The organism is Streptococcus cristatus (genome assembly GCF_008369405.1).
GTDB classification, from domain to species: domain Bacteria; phylum Bacillota; class Bacilli; order Lactobacillales; family Streptococcaceae; genus Streptococcus; species Streptococcus cristatus_G.
The window spans coordinates 13,705-27,018 of sequence record NZ_VSJJ01000015.1; the positions used below are offsets into that span (position 1 = coordinate 13,705).

The 13,314-nt window shown below is 42.1% G+C and carries 25 protein-coding genes; all 25 read right to left on the bottom strand.

Features of this window, described 5'->3' with window-relative positions; all coding sequences use genetic code 11:
- Positions 1 to 381: a hypothetical protein gene (locus FXF62_RS10245; RefSeq protein ID WP_149518651.1), complete on the bottom strand. Its 381-nt coding sequence runs from the start codon at positions 379 to 381 to the stop codon at positions 1 to 3.
- Positions 381 to 785 (bottom strand): hypothetical protein, encoded by a 405-nt coding sequence (locus FXF62_RS10250; protein ID WP_149518652.1) that lies wholly within the window; start codon positions 783 to 785, stop codon positions 381 to 383. Before FXF62_RS10250 ends, FXF62_RS10245 begins: the two co-directional genes overlap by 1 nt.
- The gene (locus FXF62_RS10255; protein ID WP_149518653.1) at positions 778 to 1,170 is read right to left on the bottom strand and encodes a phage head-tail adapter protein; all 393 of its coding nucleotides are present in this window, start codon (positions 1,168 to 1,170) and stop codon (positions 778 to 780) included. Before FXF62_RS10255 ends, FXF62_RS10250 begins: the two co-directional genes overlap by 8 nt.
- Positions 1,154 to 1,363, bottom strand: coding sequence for a hypothetical protein (locus FXF62_RS10260; protein ID WP_149518654.1), 210 nt, complete (start codon positions 1,361 to 1,363; stop codon positions 1,154 to 1,156). The genes FXF62_RS10255 and FXF62_RS10260 overlap by 17 nt, the downstream gene beginning before the upstream one ends.
- Positions 1,356 to 1,646: a head-tail connector protein gene (locus FXF62_RS10265; protein WP_149518655.1), complete on the bottom strand. Its 291-nt coding sequence runs from the start codon at positions 1,644 to 1,646 to the stop codon at positions 1,356 to 1,358. Before FXF62_RS10265 ends, FXF62_RS10260 begins: the two co-directional genes overlap by 8 nt.
- A gap of 13 nt (positions 1,647 to 1,659) precedes the next feature.
- On the bottom strand, positions 1,660 to 2,790 hold the full coding sequence (locus FXF62_RS10270; RefSeq protein WP_149518656.1) for a phage major capsid protein: 1,131 nt from the start codon (positions 2,788 to 2,790) through the stop codon (positions 1,660 to 1,662).
- Positions 2,791 to 2,807: 17 nt separating this feature from the next.
- Positions 2,808 to 3,578, bottom strand: a complete 771-nt coding sequence (locus FXF62_RS10275; protein ID WP_149518657.1) for a head maturation protease, ClpP-related — start codon at positions 3,576 to 3,578, stop codon at positions 2,808 to 2,810.
- Entirely contained in the window at positions 3,559 to 4,713 is a 1,155-nt protein-coding gene (locus tag FXF62_RS10280; RefSeq protein WP_149518658.1) for a phage portal protein, read from the bottom strand. Before FXF62_RS10280 ends, FXF62_RS10275 begins: the two co-directional genes overlap by 20 nt.
- Positions 4,714 to 4,761: 48 nt before the next feature.
- Positions 4,762 to 5,019, bottom strand: coding sequence for a hypothetical protein (locus FXF62_RS10285; RefSeq protein ID WP_149518659.1), 258 nt, complete (start codon positions 5,017 to 5,019; stop codon positions 4,762 to 4,764).
- A gap of 13 nt (positions 5,020 to 5,032) precedes the next feature.
- Positions 5,033 to 6,673, bottom strand: a complete 1,641-nt coding sequence (locus FXF62_RS10290) for a terminase TerL endonuclease subunit (protein ID WP_149518660.1) — start codon at positions 6,671 to 6,673, stop codon at positions 5,033 to 5,035.
- Positions 6,670 to 7,008, bottom strand: coding sequence for a hypothetical protein (locus tag FXF62_RS10295; RefSeq protein ID WP_149518661.1), 339 nt, complete (start codon positions 7,006 to 7,008; stop codon positions 6,670 to 6,672). The genes FXF62_RS10290 and FXF62_RS10295 overlap by 4 nt, the downstream gene beginning before the upstream one ends.
- A 105-nt stretch (positions 7,009 to 7,113) precedes the next feature.
- Entirely contained in the window at positions 7,114 to 7,431 is a 318-nt protein-coding gene (locus FXF62_RS10300; RefSeq protein ID WP_149518673.1) for an HNH endonuclease, read from the bottom strand.
- Positions 7,424 to 7,633 carry a hypothetical protein gene (locus FXF62_RS10305; RefSeq protein WP_149518662.1) on the bottom strand — a complete coding sequence of 70 codons (210 nt, stop codon included), beginning with the start codon at positions 7,631 to 7,633 and terminating at the stop codon, positions 7,424 to 7,426. The genes FXF62_RS10300 and FXF62_RS10305 overlap by 8 nt, the downstream gene beginning before the upstream one ends.
- Before the next feature lie 163 nt (positions 7,634 to 7,796).
- Positions 7,797 to 8,363, bottom strand: coding sequence for a tyrosine-type recombinase/integrase (locus FXF62_RS10310; RefSeq protein WP_149518663.1), 567 nt, complete (start codon positions 8,361 to 8,363; stop codon positions 7,797 to 7,799).
- Positions 8,364 to 8,534: 171 nt separating this feature from the next.
- The gene (locus tag FXF62_RS10315; protein WP_262881649.1) at positions 8,535 to 8,942 is read right to left on the bottom strand and encodes a sigma factor-like helix-turn-helix DNA-binding protein; all 408 of its coding nucleotides are present in this window, start codon (positions 8,940 to 8,942) and stop codon (positions 8,535 to 8,537) included.
- A gap of 21 nt (positions 8,943 to 8,963) precedes the next feature.
- A complete protein-coding gene (locus FXF62_RS10320; RefSeq protein ID WP_149518664.1) occupies positions 8,964 to 9,275 on the bottom strand; it encodes a hypothetical protein in 312 nt (103 codons plus the stop codon).
- 10 nt (positions 9,276 to 9,285) lie between these two features.
- Complete coding sequence (locus FXF62_RS10325) at positions 9,286 to 9,684, bottom strand: beta-sandwich lipoprotein (protein ID WP_149518665.1); 399 nt, start codon at positions 9,682 to 9,684, stop codon at positions 9,286 to 9,288.
- A gap of 21 nt (positions 9,685 to 9,705) precedes the next feature.
- Complete coding sequence (locus tag FXF62_RS10330; RefSeq protein WP_149518666.1) at positions 9,706 to 9,903, bottom strand: hypothetical protein; 198 nt, start codon at positions 9,901 to 9,903, stop codon at positions 9,706 to 9,708.
- A gap of 2 nt (positions 9,904 to 9,905) precedes the next feature.
- Positions 9,906 to 10,667, bottom strand: coding sequence for an ATP-binding protein (locus FXF62_RS10335; RefSeq protein WP_149518667.1), 762 nt, complete (start codon positions 10,665 to 10,667; stop codon positions 9,906 to 9,908).
- Positions 10,661 to 10,819 (bottom strand): hypothetical protein, encoded by a 159-nt coding sequence (locus FXF62_RS10770; RefSeq protein ID WP_187423350.1) that lies wholly within the window; start codon positions 10,817 to 10,819, stop codon positions 10,661 to 10,663. The genes FXF62_RS10335 and FXF62_RS10770 overlap by 7 nt, the downstream gene beginning before the upstream one ends.
- Positions 10,807 to 11,532 carry a DnaD domain-containing protein gene (locus FXF62_RS10340; RefSeq protein ID WP_149518668.1) on the bottom strand — a complete coding sequence of 242 codons (726 nt, stop codon included), beginning with the start codon at positions 11,530 to 11,532 and terminating at the stop codon, positions 10,807 to 10,809. Before FXF62_RS10340 ends, FXF62_RS10770 begins: the two co-directional genes overlap by 13 nt.
- Entirely contained in the window at positions 11,510 to 11,701 is a 192-nt protein-coding gene (locus tag FXF62_RS10345; protein ID WP_148877972.1) for a hypothetical protein, read from the bottom strand. Before FXF62_RS10345 ends, FXF62_RS10340 begins: the two co-directional genes overlap by 23 nt.
- Positions 11,702 to 11,716: 15 nt before the next feature.
- Positions 11,717 to 12,244 carry a hypothetical protein gene (locus FXF62_RS10350; RefSeq protein ID WP_149518669.1) on the bottom strand — a complete coding sequence of 176 codons (528 nt, stop codon included), beginning with the start codon at positions 12,242 to 12,244 and terminating at the stop codon, positions 11,717 to 11,719.
- 85 nt (positions 12,245 to 12,329) lie between these two features.
- Positions 12,330 to 13,079, bottom strand: a complete 750-nt coding sequence (locus FXF62_RS10355) for a DNA-methyltransferase (RefSeq protein ID WP_149518670.1) — start codon at positions 13,077 to 13,079, stop codon at positions 12,330 to 12,332.
- Positions 13,080 to 13,088: 9 nt separating this feature from the next.
- Positions 13,089 to 13,314, bottom strand: a 226-nt coding sequence (locus tag FXF62_RS10360; RefSeq protein ID WP_149518671.1) for a single-stranded DNA-binding protein, incomplete at its 5' end; no start/stop codon positions are given.

Sequence of the window (13,314 nt, forward strand, 5' to 3'; positions counted from 1 at the left end):
CTAATATTCTTCATACAGTCTGCTCACACCTCGATAGGTGCGAACATCGACATAGCGCTTAATTTCAGGAAGCCAGCTATCCAGATCACCTGCGGTCTGATAAAAACCTTCTTCCTCGAAAATCTTCTCAATTTTCCTTTGGAGTTTCTTACACTCCACACGATCCACTGACTCTACATTGACTTGATAGAGAAAGACCTTGGCTAGGCTCGTATTGCTTCCGTGAGCAGTCTGTATCGGTGGTCCCAGCGGGATGATAACGATACTCGTCTCATCCTCTGCCAAAGACTCTGGTCTATTAAAGGACTTGATACAGACACCAGCCAGCTCCTCATCTGCTTGTAAGGCATTGTAGAGCTCATCGAGTTTATCTTTGACCACTATCTAAATCCCTCCATCTTCAATCTGCTTGCTACACGATATTTGTATTTTTGACCGTTAGCCTCCGAAAAGCGACGAATCACGCCAAAGCCTCGAGGATGAGGATTTCTAGCATAGCCAAGCTCGTTCAAGTGCACCAAGCGCCAACGAGAGCCAGCGCCAAAACCTAATTTGACAGTTGGTACACCTTCCATTGCCCCAGTGACCCGCCCAACAGTCGCACTCTCGATAGTCTCTCCAGTACGCTTGTAGACCGCTAAAGCCTCCTTGAAATCTTCCAAAGTCTCTTCAGCAGCACCTTTCAAGGCTCGACTGGTCACCCGCCTTACTTTTTCAGGTCCCAGCTTAGCCTCCATATTCCGCAGGACTTCTTCAAGACCTCTCACATTAGCCCCGCTAGACATCGCGACCACCTCCGATAATGACAATCAAAAAGTCCCGATTGTCAAAATCAGGACGCACATCAATGATTTGCCACTTCTTGTCTTTCAGGCGAATATCGCCTACTTCTACAAAATGACGATTGTCTGGCTGGTAGTCAGATAGCGGATCGCGGATTTTGATAGTCATTTTAGCCTTCATCGCTTTACCTGTTGCGATTTCGATATCTTTCATACTAGGAGAGTAGACCTGCCCCATCGTATGAAATACCTTTTCATGGCTGACATCACGACCGTCAAGCCCCTCCGCCACTTTTGAAGTATAGAAAGTGACAGGGGTCCTTAGATCACCATTTGTAGCTTCAGGCTTCTTGTAGCGATAATGCGGGCGATTAGATTGGTAGCTCATCCTTAGCAGCTACTTCATCCTTTTTCCCTTTTACTTTCGACTTGCCATCTTCTTTTGGCTCGCTCCATTCGACATAGCCGGGTAAAGCTTCGTTCAATTCGTCGAAGCGTTCTTTTGTCGCTTCAAATTCTGTCCCTGCTTGACGAAGATCCCCAGTTTCCAAGTCATAAAATTCTTCTAAGACCTTAATCATTTTTTTCCTCCGATTTGTAATTTTCTAGTGACAATGCCATCAAATCCCCTTGAAAGTTTCCGTAGAAAAATTCAACTTGGTCATTATAGGCATATCGTGCACGCTCTAGTACCAGCTCTCTCACTCGTGGGTCGCTAGTGTCCTTGCTTCCCACCAAGCTATGGATAGCTGCCTCAGAGCTTTCCAACATTCGTGAGAGGTTCGCATCCTCTCCACTGTGAAAAATCCTCATCCGCTCCTTAAAAGCTTTAAGGAGTGGATGAAGTTCTTTTTCCTCTTCCATAGGCCATCACCGCCTATTTCAGTTTCAATTCCCACACAGCAGCCGTTTTCTCGTCATGTGGTTTCCCGTAGGCAAACTGCTTCCCTGTATAGAGATTTAAGTCTTCAAATGCCAATGTTTGGTCAAACTTGCCGAACTCAATACCTCCTCCAAGGACAGCATCATAGCGACCTTTGACGAATGTAGTGATTTTACCAGCTTCCTGAGCTACTGATGGCACGATGATAGGATTAAATGGCAAGTTGGTGACAAATACCCCTAGGCTGTTCAAAGTGGTAAATTGTGTGGTGAAATCAAGCTCATCACTGGTATTCACTACAATGACCATGTTACCACGGGTCACGACTGGCTTGCCATTTGACTTAGTCGCATGGTACTTGTAGATTTCTTTGAACTCTTTAAGCGTGATATTAGCCTTTTCTTCGGTAGTCTTACCTTTAGAGCCAAGAGTCACATCACCAGATGAAGTCTTAGCGCTATAAGTTGTTTTTCCTGCCGCAACCGTTCCTGTCAAGGTGCGAGACAAGCCAATTGGCTTTTCGTCTCCATCGCCATTCAAGAAAGCAGCTTCAAGCGCAGTTGCAAAAGCTTCTGTTAGCTGGGTAGAAACGAAAGAATAGAGCCAGCCAGGACCAAACTTTTCTGTATCTTTTGGGAGAACGACAAAGGCAGTCAGTTTGTTCTGGATAGCTTCTTCTTCGCCAAATCCAGCTGTTAATTGCCCTTTGATTTCGTCATTGATTTTGCCCCAAACAGCGACACCTGTCGTGTTAGAGGTCAGGAATTTCAGACGAGGCCCACCGTTGCGAAGTCCGATATGCTCAAGCAAAGGATGGGCTTGCACCATATCTTCAAAGATACGGTCAACCGTTTCTTGAGGAAATAGCTTTTCAATTTTATCTGGTGCTTTCTTGTCCAAGTTGTTGAAAAATTCACGCTCACGAAGAGACAATTTTTCATCAAGTGGACTCGCTGCCACCAGACCATCAACTTCCTCACGAGCTGTTTTCTTGGCTTCATCCATAAGGGCATCAAGCATCTTCTCATAAAGTTCCCCTTGCTTTTCAGCAGGTTCATTGTTTGTAACAGCATCTAGAAAGTTCTGACGAGCTGTTTTAAATTCATCTGATAATTTCATTCCCATTTTTAAATTTTCCTTTCTTAAAATGCAAAACGACCGAACCCTTTTGGGACAGCCGTGTCTGTGTTATTTTCTGGACTTTCTGGAAGATTGAATTTCTTCTGTAAAAATTCGCTATTTTCGAAAGCCTCTTTTTCAATTTGTCGAGCTTCTAGCTTATTAGCTGCCAACTCTGCGATTTTATCGATATCAGGAGTCATAGTGGCCTGCATGCGCTCGATAAAGTCTTGCGGGATCATTGGAGTTTCGCTCGCTACTAGGATAGGAGCAACCTCTTGCGCAAACATCACCTTATCCGCAAAACCATTCTCAACAGCTGCTTCTGCATCAAACCAAGTTGTCTGATTCATCAGTTCCAGCAGCTCAGGCAAAGCTTTTCCCGTCTTATGGACATAAGCACTCGCAATAGACTTGTTAAAGCCTTTTAGCACAGCTGCCTCATGCTCCAGAGCGTTATGGTCTCCATAAACACCAGAAGACACGTTGTGAATCATGATTTGAGCTGTTGGGCTGATTTCTACCGTATCACCAGCCATCGCGATGACGCTAGCAGCACTTGCTGCAATGCCAACGATTTTCACTGTGACACGCCCAGAGTAGGCACGCAAGGCTGTGTAGATTTCGCTACCAGCATAGACATCTCCACCGCCAGAGTTGATATGTACTTCCACATCTTCCCCAGTTTCGGGCAATACGATATCTTTTGGAGCTGTTGCTTCTCTTTCAAATAGCTCGTAGATCCACTTGTTATTATTCGAAACAATCATTCCCTTAATTGGAATCACCTTCATCTTCTCTCTCACCTCCTTCCCCTATTTCCTCACCAATCTGATAGTTCTTCGTCATGACAGGTTTGTTGCCCCAAGGCACAGCCTCGAGCCCTAGCTCTGCCCGAACTTCATTGATTAGCATTGCACCAGAGGAGATTAGCTTATCAATGTTTTCAGCCAAAGCAAACTTATCCCGCTGCCCTTCGCCGACAATCGCAAATGACCGCTGACCAGAATAGCCGTCACGACCGACTATGGCATGATTGAGTCCATCAGATACTTTCTTTACCAACGATTCAAAACAATAGCTCGTAAACATCTTCTGACTGTTGGCCAGATTGGCCATATCCCCATGCAATAGCGCCGTAGGAATACCCAGTATGTCAGCAACCTCATCGTCAAATTGCCTTCGGAGTTTTTTTATCTCATCCACAGACAAGTTCGATGTGCCAACCGTGTTTGTCAATTCGTTGTAGTCCAGCCCGTTTTGAGCTGGGACGATAGCCACCGTTTTTGTAGTAAAGGACTTAAAAAGACCATCAGCATAGTCCTTCATCTGCTTAAGTCTTTCCTCGTTAAAGGTGCCGTTTGTCTTAGTGTTGAGGATGCCCCGAATCTGATTGTTACGACCCAAGGCCTCGACCAAGCGACTATGTAGCTTTTCATAGTCAGCAAATAAGTCACTGATGTATTCTTGCAGTCGGTTGTTGTTGTACTGCAGGAAAATCACATCGCTCATAGGAAACTTACGCTGAAACGTATAGTCTCGCACAGATACCATTTCAAACGTATCATCATAGACCGCATATCGTTTCCGACTAAAGCTATCCGCGACTAGCAGCTGATCGTCATCTGACAAAATGATAAGCACTTCATTTTTAGTCAATAGGCGATAAATCACCTTTTGCCAAAACTCCGAAGCGGACTCATTCCGATTTGGTCGGACATTCAAAAGATAGTCCCAGTTGGAATGCACATGTTTCCCTTGGACCATGTAGCGAAATTCAGACTTCGCAAAGATACGAGCCACAAACTCCGCCGATTTGTCCACGGCCAAGCTTTTGAGATACAAGCTCCCAAAAATCCGCTCTAAATCATCAAAGTCAAAGCCAGTGATGATTTCTTTGCGAGCTTTAAAAATATCAAGCCAGCCCACAATCTCCCCTCCTTTCTAAATTATTTTGCCAGCCACCCACCCAAACGATTACCGTTTCCAAAACGGCTTCTTTAGCTGCTCTAGCTCTTGTCTGATACTGCTAAATTTTTCATTTGTCGCCTCCACATTCACACCGCATATAGTTTCGTGCCGTTTCTGCGCCTGACGAAATGTGTTCAGTTCAGTCTTGTACTCTGCCAGTCTTTTATCCAAATCAATATTTTCACGACTTAGCACACAAAAATCTGTTTGGAGTTTCTGAACTTCCAGCTCAAGACGCTTTTTCTTCTTAATTCGTTTGTTCATCTTTATCACCTCTTTAAAATTCCCAATTGCTAATCACATCAAGAAACTCACCAACGTTTGTTTCTTGTACCAATTCCCGCTTATAGAGCGCAGCGATAAAGGCATGGAAACCATCCGTCTTTCTTCTGACAGGTTCTTTCTTCAAGAAACGCTTATTGCCATCCTTATCCTCTTTGACATAAGTATTATCCGTGTACCAGAGCATGGAGTGGTCGTCTTCAAAGATAAAACGCTCATTTGCGAAGCCATCCTCAATGAATGGAGCCACTTTCGATTGAATCGCTCCGGGGTTTCTCAGAAACTCATGCTCAAAGCCAGCCTCTTCCAATAGCGGTTTCAGCAAATCCATCCGAAAACCATCTGCGCAGACAAGCTCGATATTATAAATCTCACTCCATTCAGTCAGCTTTGCGACCAGTAAGCGAGGATCAATACTCGGACCATCCACAATCGTAAATAGCCCTTTGTCCGCCCATTCTTCGATAGGTGCCTTTAACTTAAAAGCTTTTAAAAACGCCTTGCGGGCGAATGAATGTTGCTTCCAGATGAAATCATCACCATGTTTAAATAGCAAACCAACGCTTGCAAAATCTCGAATACTAGCATAGTCAAACCCAGCCACACAAGACCGACCCTTTAAGTCGATGCCCGGTGACCGCAGACAAGCCAGCAACTTCTCGCGAGTCGTCACATCTTTTTCAAGGTCTGCTTCAGGTAGATTCATCCGTTTTGTCATAAATTCCTGACGACCAGAAGGCTCCAGCTCAAGGTCATCATAATCAGCCTTGGTTCTTGCAAGCAACCTTTTAGCGTAAGGAGTACTTTCATCCAACATCGGATTGGCTTTTGACCAGTTCCTCATATCATCCACTTCATCCGCACTATCTAGCTTGCAGATAAAAGGGAATAGCCGAAAATCATCAAGCTCTCCATTCAGGATTTGCATAGATTTCTCTATCAGCTTGTCGTAGAAACCCTCACGGACATAGCCATTCGTCCCGTTGTAGAAAGTCCGAGCATGAGCGATTTTACCAAGACCCGACCGTTGAACCTTCACGGCCTTATCGTCTTCAAACTGGTGGATCTCGTCAAACTCAAGACAGCCATCACGAGCAGAGTCCATGGTCTTCGGGTTATTCGTCCGAAAAGAAAAGACCGAGTTATTCGCTCGACCTGTAATAGACATCTTCGTCAAATAAAAATGATCCTCAAGACCACGACGCTGAACCGTCTCATAGACTTCCTCAAAGGAAACCTTACCCTGTTTCTCAGAGTTAGCAGTGATAGTCACGTCATAATCTCTGATTGGATAGATAGGGCTGATAAAAAAAGCGTCCCTTGCAGACATAAAACCATTCTTACCGCCCCCGCGAGCCAAAGTCAGCAGAATTTCATCAAACTGAGGCTCTCCATCCTCCTTCCGAAAAAGAAAAATAAACGGAGTCAAGAAAAGCTGATACTTAGCTAGAGGGAAAAAGTTCTTTTCCGCAAACCGAATGAACTTCTCAATCAAGTCATTATCAAAATAAAGATCATCCCGAGGATAAATCTTCTCCCTGATGATTTTAAACAGCAACTTTCTCTCTTGGTTGACAATAATTTCTCCACGCTCAGCCATATCGATGTATTCATTAACTAACGGATGAGAGATCATAGTAAATCACTTCCAGCAGGTTTCTTCTCGACCGGCGAATTTTCCACATCAAAATCAAATGACCGCTCAATAGCCAGAAGCTGATTGCTGGTCGAATTGATTTCCTTGATGAGCGAGTTCGCCTTTTGAAATCTTTGCTGGCCATTATGAACCGTGATAACCAAACCGTCCTCGTTGAGACGAGCCTTCAACTCGTACAGCAATCTGACGAGATAAATATAACGATTCACTTTTTCGTATGCCACCGCATCTTTTTTCCTCGGGCTAAAATAACCGATTTTAGAAAGTAGCTGATTTTCTAATTCTTTTATATTTTTTTCTGAGTATTCCTCCATTACCCCCCACCCCCTTTGAAATTTTGCTAAAAATTTGGACAGTTGACCCCATCCACCGGTTCCCAAAACGAGATTTTATTGCGATTTTTTTGACCGGGGGGTGTTTTAATTTCCCCACCACTCATCCGACCGAAAATTTTTCTCCTGCATTTTTTGAGATTTTCGAAATTGAAAACGGTCGTGTCGCTTATTGTGACATTCTTTGCAAAGAGTCCTGAGATTGTCAAGTTCCAGAGCTAGCTCAGGATAGAACTCAAGCTCCTTGATATGGTCAACCTCGAGACTATCAATCGTGACTCGACCTTCATCTCTACACCAAACGCATTCGTGATGATCTCGTTCGAGCGCTTGCTTACGAAGTCTTTTCCAATCGCTGGAATTATAAAACTCTCTGCGTTCTTCGCGAGTAGACACATCAATCATTAGCCGATGATGTTGATGCTTTGATTTCAAACTCGTTTAGCTTATCAATGCAATTGTTCAAGTGTTCAATTGCTTCACAACATTCCTGAGTTAGTTCTTTAAGTTCTGAAATATTTTCTACTTCAACAAAAAGACTAATATTTCCTACTGGTCTTTTCTTGATGTTTCTTTTAGCAAATAATCTTTTGAGAATATTTTTCATAACTTTGTAAACTCCTTTATTTTTATAGTTCTAATTCCTTGTTTTACATATTCTAGTGAATTCGCTGTATGAGTTTTAATCCAGATTTATCAAGCGTTTATCTCACATGCTCATTCTTAATTCATCGTTTACTTAAAATAATGAATTAGATAACAAATAAAAATTAAAAGCCTTGAAATTTTGTCATAGCTCTGTCTTGTGAGTCTTGATTTTTACCGATATATCGTAGTGATATACTCTGGCTTGAGTGGTTGAGTAGGTCCATTATTAAAGCGACATCCTTAGTTTGCTCATACATAAACAAACCAAAGGTTTTTCTCATAGAATGAGTCGCTATGTTTTCTAGACCAACTTCTTCAGCGGCTCGCTTGATAATCTTATAAGCTGTGTTAGGTTTGATGTGCTGATGTTTGCCGTTCCTGCTCGGGAAAAGGTAGTCTTCATCTTTCTTGTCCTCGATATACTTTCGCATTGCGACTTTAAATTTCTTTGGCATCTTTCTTTTCGTTGGTTTGTCAGTCTTTTCGTCCACAATCTGGACGTGCCAACCTTTGACATGCTTGACCTTGAGCTTGACAATATCTCCAATCCGAAAACCAAGATTAACACCAGCCAGAAACAGCATGAGGTTACGCTGTCGATCCGACTCTTTGACCGCACTATGTAGCGTTAACCACTCCATCATCAATCTAACATCGTCCCGATTTCTAATCGGTTCTACAACTGCCACATAACCTCACCCCTTTCTATTTTTTACAAACAAAAAGGAACGCATCACTGCGCCCCTTTCTGAGGAGATTCTATGAAATTTCAGCTTTGCGAATCATTCATAATTCGCATGCTATCATAATATCATCAAATTCGTGACACAAAAAGCGTTTTTTGTGTCATCTTAATTTTTTTATTGAAGCTGAGCAAATTTTTCCAAAATCACTCTACGTTTTCTGTAAATAGTTTTTCTGCTAAAATGTAACTGCTCTCCGATTTCTTCCCAAGTATAGTAAAAGATAGAGGCTGCGTTCATCCAGCGTAGATAAAAAATCTTCTTTTGCTCTTCGTCAAGCTCTTTAAGCAATGCTTCAACCGTGTCCTTAAACAAGATTAAGTTTCTCAGTTTGACATCACTATCAAGTTTTAGGACTGCTGTCTCTGTTGTCCTAGATACAGTGTTGCCCTTACTGCCAACGCTGATTCCCTCTTTGTGAGGAAATATCAATTCTTCACGCCTTAAAGCAATTTCACGATTGATACTAGAGTATCTTAGTAATTTGTTATCCAGAGCATTTAGGTCTGTTTCTGTTATACGCACTTTTATATCCTTTCATTTTTGTCATTTTATAAAATAGCTAGCTAAGAGCAGAATCACAAGTACAGTGATTTGATAACTAATAACAGAAATCACTTTTTCCTTGAAAGTTCTATTATCATCTCTTGAGTTAGCAGTTATAAAAGTCATGAGTACATCTAGACCAAGTGCCTGCCAGATAGTAATCTTATCAACTGAAACAATTGTAGTCACAATCTCATTCCAGCCATATTGCACGATACAAGCCGAGGTAAATATCAGAGTGATGCCTGCTGCCAACCCAACAAAACAACCAGCTGCACTCTCACTAAAATTTTCAGCATTTCTTTTCTTCATGTATTTTCTCCTACTTTTTACTTGTGATTTCAAACGGAATAATACTTTCTGGCATATAGTTGACCTCGTATTTATACTGGTTGACTTCTGCGCCCTCAAGATCCTCAACGACATACATATTCCAACCAGTCAAATTTACCATGTGCTTCTTATACACCCCTTTTGCCGTTTCAACCAAAATTTCAAGGCGCTTGCCATCATTCGCTTCAGTCTCAACAGAAATACGACCAATCACTTCAAATTCAACCTTATCAGTCCGAGTGTTGATTACTGCCACCCGCCGCACAACATTGAAATTATCTGCTTCTTGACTGATGTTGTGTGATACTTTTTTGCTTTCTCGACAAGCAGCCAAGCCAATCAAAGTCATTGCCATAAATACAATTGCAATCAATTTTTTAAATTTCATTTTTCTACCTCAAAGTTCTTCTTATCTATCCATTTCCACTGGATAAAACTGCCCATAAGCATTAAATAACGCATGCGAGACCTGCACAGCGGCCCCACGACTGACAAATCTCATGGCCTTATCTTCTTCCGAAAATGAAGCTTTGATTCCAGTTGAGTCAAAGCTCACGGTCATCAGATAAGGCTTTGTCTTACGATTTGCCTGTTTTAAAACAAACATTCTTAAAAATAAACCCTCCTCTTACTCTTCAAATCCTCAAATTTCAGGACATGTTCTTTGTCCACGCCCTTCATGATTCGGTCGAGGAAAGGTCTACCGTACCGCTCTTCGATTTTATCCGCGCTCATATTTGTTGTGACAAGGGTATTTGAGCGATTGTTGAGAATCGAATACAGGACGCGATAGGTCCATTCTGTATTATTTTCCATTCCCAAATCATCCAAAACTAAAAATTTGGCTTTAGAAATCTGCTCAAGGATATAAAATTCTTGCGAGAAATCTTTCTTCAAAATGCTGAACAAGTCAGCCACATTCATGAAAATGGCAAATTCTTTAGTCATTTCAGACGCACGTTTGATGACTCCAAAAGCCAGATGACTTTTGCCAGTGCCAGGATTGCCAACGAAAATGATATTATTTCGCTTCCCATCGACCCACTCTGAGCAGAATCCCTCTGCTGCAGAAAGTTTCTGAGCTTCTGCATTGGTCGGTGCGTCATAATTATCCAATGTAGCATTGGCCAGCATCTCGTCAAACAAGGAAAACTTATTTAGATAAAACTGTCGCTTGTTTTCCTTGTCCGCGGCTGCAAAGTCATCAACAAGCTTTTGGTTTTCAGCTTCAATTTTCTCGCTCTCACAAGCAGAGCAGACGATATTTCCGGTCCTAAAGATTCTGATTTTCGGGATATTGTGCTTCTCGCAGATTTCTGATGTATTTTCTGCTTGCAGAGCCAGCAGAGCAGCAAAAGGATTGACTACCATGTTAAGACTCCCCCGGCAGCATACCAGCTAGCCATGTCCGCTAGCTTTTGACTGACTACTTCCAAGCTCGCTTTTTGCAAAAGCTCTTTCATCTGGTCTGATAAAGGGTAGTATAGGTGCTCAAACGCAGCAATCATTTCTAAAATCCCCATTCGTCCTCAGCCTCCTTCTTTTGTCGTTGCTTCTTTGATCCCTTGCTTATATTTCTAGCTTGCTCGACCGTGGTTACATTCGCATTTTCCCAATTTCGCAAGATGCCAGATATATATTTAATGTTAGGTTTCCCGTTTTGGATTGCTAGTTTCAAAGCTTCAATCACTAATTCTTGATTGTATTCTGCTGCCAGATGATTGATTTCTTCGATTTCAAAGCCTGACAGCATTCGCCTAAATTCGTCTTGGAATAATTGTAGAATATTAACCTCAGAAGGAGATAGTATATTATCCTTATCTTCCCTATCCTTACCTATCCTATCCTCACCTATCCTATCCTTACCTGCGTCAACTTTTCGTGGACGGCTCGTGGACGGCTTCGGAAGTTGAGCCATCTGAGACTCAAGAGCCAGCTTTTCTGCTTGGTAAATTGTTGGTTGATAGGTGTCCTTGCGAATGTAATTGTGGATGCGCCAGTCTTTGATAACCACAATCCCACTGTCAGAAGAAATGATAAAATTTTTAGCCAGTAGAAGTTTTAAATCATCATCACTTGCGCCAACAGTCCGCTGGATTGTTTTGGGGCGGTCAACAAATCCATCATCATCAGCACCCATATTTAAGTGAAAATACAGTGCCTGAGTTGACAAGGGCATTTCCAAAAATTTGTCCGTATCCGTTATTTTTTTGCTAAACATCCTCCGTTGTGCCATAATCTCCTCCTGATTTGATGATATTTTCTTTAAACCAGTTGATTTCTTCCTTGACTTTGTTTAATAAATTTTCCTCCTGCAGCAAATCTCCTTCTTGAGGATTATCTCGACAGATGTAGTGCTGCAAAGCATGCTTGATAATATGTAAGTCCCTGTATTTTAATTTCATTTTGTATTCACCTTCCTACCTCGCTCGCCATTTGCGCCCCTGCTGTCTATATCGTGCTTTAGCTCGCATATCAGTATAGATAGTATCTGAGAGAGCTTGCGTGAGCTCGATATTGCTGCGCTTGATCCGCTCAATGTGCTCAGCCTTATCATGTATATCCTGATAAAGTTCAGTCTTCTCCTTGTAGCAAGCATCTACTTCTTGCTTTAAGGTACTGATTTCTTCGAGATAGCGGTCTTCAGGGTCAATCGCACGATTGTCAAAGGTGATTGTATCAATCTTGTTGTGAAGCATCTCCCTCAAAACCATTTCAACATTATCAATTATGAGATGCTCATCACTTGAGTACGCATGAGGAGTACGAACCAAATCATTAACACAAATTGGATAAGGTATCGCATAGCCCAATTCCTGCGCCATCTTAAAGGTGTTTTCTGCCATTTTTTGATTAGCAACTAAAATCCTATTGCCAGTCGCATGACTCTCTAAAATAGCCATTGTCGTTTTTCCAAGGCAACGACCGAAGCCTATCAGTTTAGTCATATAGTACCCTTTCTAGTTTTCTGTGTTTTTTCTTCATTTTCCTTCCAAAAAATCATATATTGTTGTTTGATAATAACTAACATCATCAGAACAAGCTGGTTTGAAAGGTGGCTAGCATTTCCTCCTGTGCTTTCTTGTAAAAATCTTTCTTGATTTCAAAGCCATAGGCAGACCTGCCCATCTCGATTGCGGCCCTCAAAGTTGCGCCGCTACCAGCGACAGGGTCAATTACTACATCTTCTGGATCAGTAAAGATTTCAATCAATCGTTTCAAGACCGGTATAGGCTTTTGCGTGGGGTGGATAACGGGGTAAGAGCTATCTTTTTCCCACGGGGCATGATTGAGTATCATAGCTCCGCTGTTGTTAAATTTAGGGAGCTTGTCACGATACAATACCGTTGCTTCTTCAACTGCTCCGACAATTTTCATATTAGCCTTCAACACTTGCGGACTGCTTTTCTTGGTAAAATATAGCGGATAGGCGTTATTAAATCCATGCTTTTTGCCACATTCAATAACCATGTCTCTCTGCTGCCATGCGTGAAAAACGATCATAGCTGGTGCTTTGCCCTTTTCCTTGGGTTCTTTCTTCAATAACCGACTACAAAAATCAAAAAAATTATTGATTTTGAAATCATTATCTGTGTCAAAGAATGATTTACCTGCTAACTGGCTTTCTCCGTTGGCATTATCTCCATCTTTGTACCATCTAGGGTCAGAGGCATAGGCATTATTACCTAGATTGTAAGGAATATCGGCTATGATTAGCTGTGCTCTTGGTATGTTATATCGCTTAGCGTTTTCAAAATGATCATTGAATAACTCGTATTTCACATTTCCTCCTTAAAACGGTAAATCATCGTCTGAGATGTCCATTGGGTTTGAATTTCCAAAAGGACTTTCATCACGGGAAAAATTCGTTGCTTGATTGGATGAGCCAGCTGAAGACTGACCTTCGCGAGTTGCACGACTCTCTAAAAGTTGGAAACCATCCGCTACGACTTCTGTGACATAGACACGCTGGCCTTGCTGATTGTCGTAGTTACGAGTCTGAATGCGACCAGTAATT

Bases quoted from the DNA above. Each gene is read 5' to 3' on its own strand.
- FXF62_RS10250 (WP_149518652.1), bottom strand. From the start codon at position 785: ATGTCTAGCGGGGCTAATGTGAGAGGTCTTGAAGAAGTCCTGCGGAAT.
- FXF62_RS10255 (WP_149518653.1), bottom strand. From the start codon at position 1,170: ATGAGCTACCAATCTAATCGCCCGCATTATCGCTACAAGAAGCCTGAA.
- FXF62_RS10260 (WP_149518654.1), bottom strand. From the start codon at position 1,363: ATGATTAAGGTCTTAGAAGAATTTTATGACTTGGAAACTGGGGATCTT.
- FXF62_RS10265 (WP_149518655.1), bottom strand. From the start codon at position 1,646: ATGGAAGAGGAAAAAGAACTTCATCCACTCCTTAAAGCTTTTAAGGAG.
- FXF62_RS10270 (WP_149518656.1), bottom strand. From the start codon at position 2,790: ATGGGAATGAAATTATCAGATGAATTTAAAACAGCTCGTCAGAACTTT.
- FXF62_RS10275 (WP_149518657.1), bottom strand. From the start codon at position 3,578: ATGAAGGTGATTCCAATTAAGGGAATGATTGTTTCGAATAATAACAAG.
- FXF62_RS10285 (WP_149518659.1), bottom strand. From the start codon at position 5,019: ATGAACAAACGAATTAAGAAGAAAAAGCGTCTTGAGCTGGAAGTTCAG.
- FXF62_RS10290 (WP_149518660.1), bottom strand. From the start codon at position 6,673: ATGATCTCTCATCCGTTAGTTAATGAATACATCGATATGGCTGAGCGT.
- FXF62_RS10295 (WP_149518661.1), bottom strand. From the start codon at position 7,008: ATGGAGGAATACTCAGAAAAAAATATAAAAGAATTAGAAAATCAGCTA.
- FXF62_RS10300 (WP_149518673.1), bottom strand. From the start codon at position 7,431: ATGATTGATGTGTCTACTCGCGAAGAACGCAGAGAGTTTTATAATTCC.
- FXF62_RS10305 (WP_149518662.1), bottom strand. From the start codon at position 7,633: ATGAAAAATATTCTCAAAAGATTATTTGCTAAAAGAAACATCAAGAAA.
- FXF62_RS10320 (WP_149518664.1), bottom strand. From the start codon at position 9,275: ATGAAGAAAAGAAATGCTGAAAATTTTAGTGAGAGTGCAGCTGGTTGT.
- FXF62_RS10325 (WP_149518665.1), bottom strand. From the start codon at position 9,684: ATGAAATTTAAAAAATTGATTGCAATTGTATTTATGGCAATGACTTTG.
- FXF62_RS10330 (WP_149518666.1), bottom strand. From the start codon at position 9,903: ATGTTTGTTTTAAAACAGGCAAATCGTAAGACAAAGCCTTATCTGATG.
- FXF62_RS10335 (WP_149518667.1), bottom strand. From the start codon at position 10,667: ATGGTAGTCAATCCTTTTGCTGCTCTGCTGGCTCTGCAAGCAGAAAAT.
- FXF62_RS10770 (WP_187423350.1), bottom strand. From the start codon at position 10,819: ATGGGGATTTTAGAAATGATTGCTGCGTTTGAGCACCTATACTACCCT.
- FXF62_RS10340 (WP_149518668.1), bottom strand. From the start codon at position 11,532: ATGGCACAACGGAGGATGTTTAGCAAAAAAATAACGGATACGGACAAA.
- FXF62_RS10345 (WP_148877972.1), bottom strand. From the start codon at position 11,701: ATGAAATTAAAATACAGGGACTTACATATTATCAAGCATGCTTTGCAG.
- FXF62_RS10350 (WP_149518669.1), bottom strand. From the start codon at position 12,244: ATGACTAAACTGATAGGCTTCGGTCGTTGCCTTGGAAAAACGACAATG.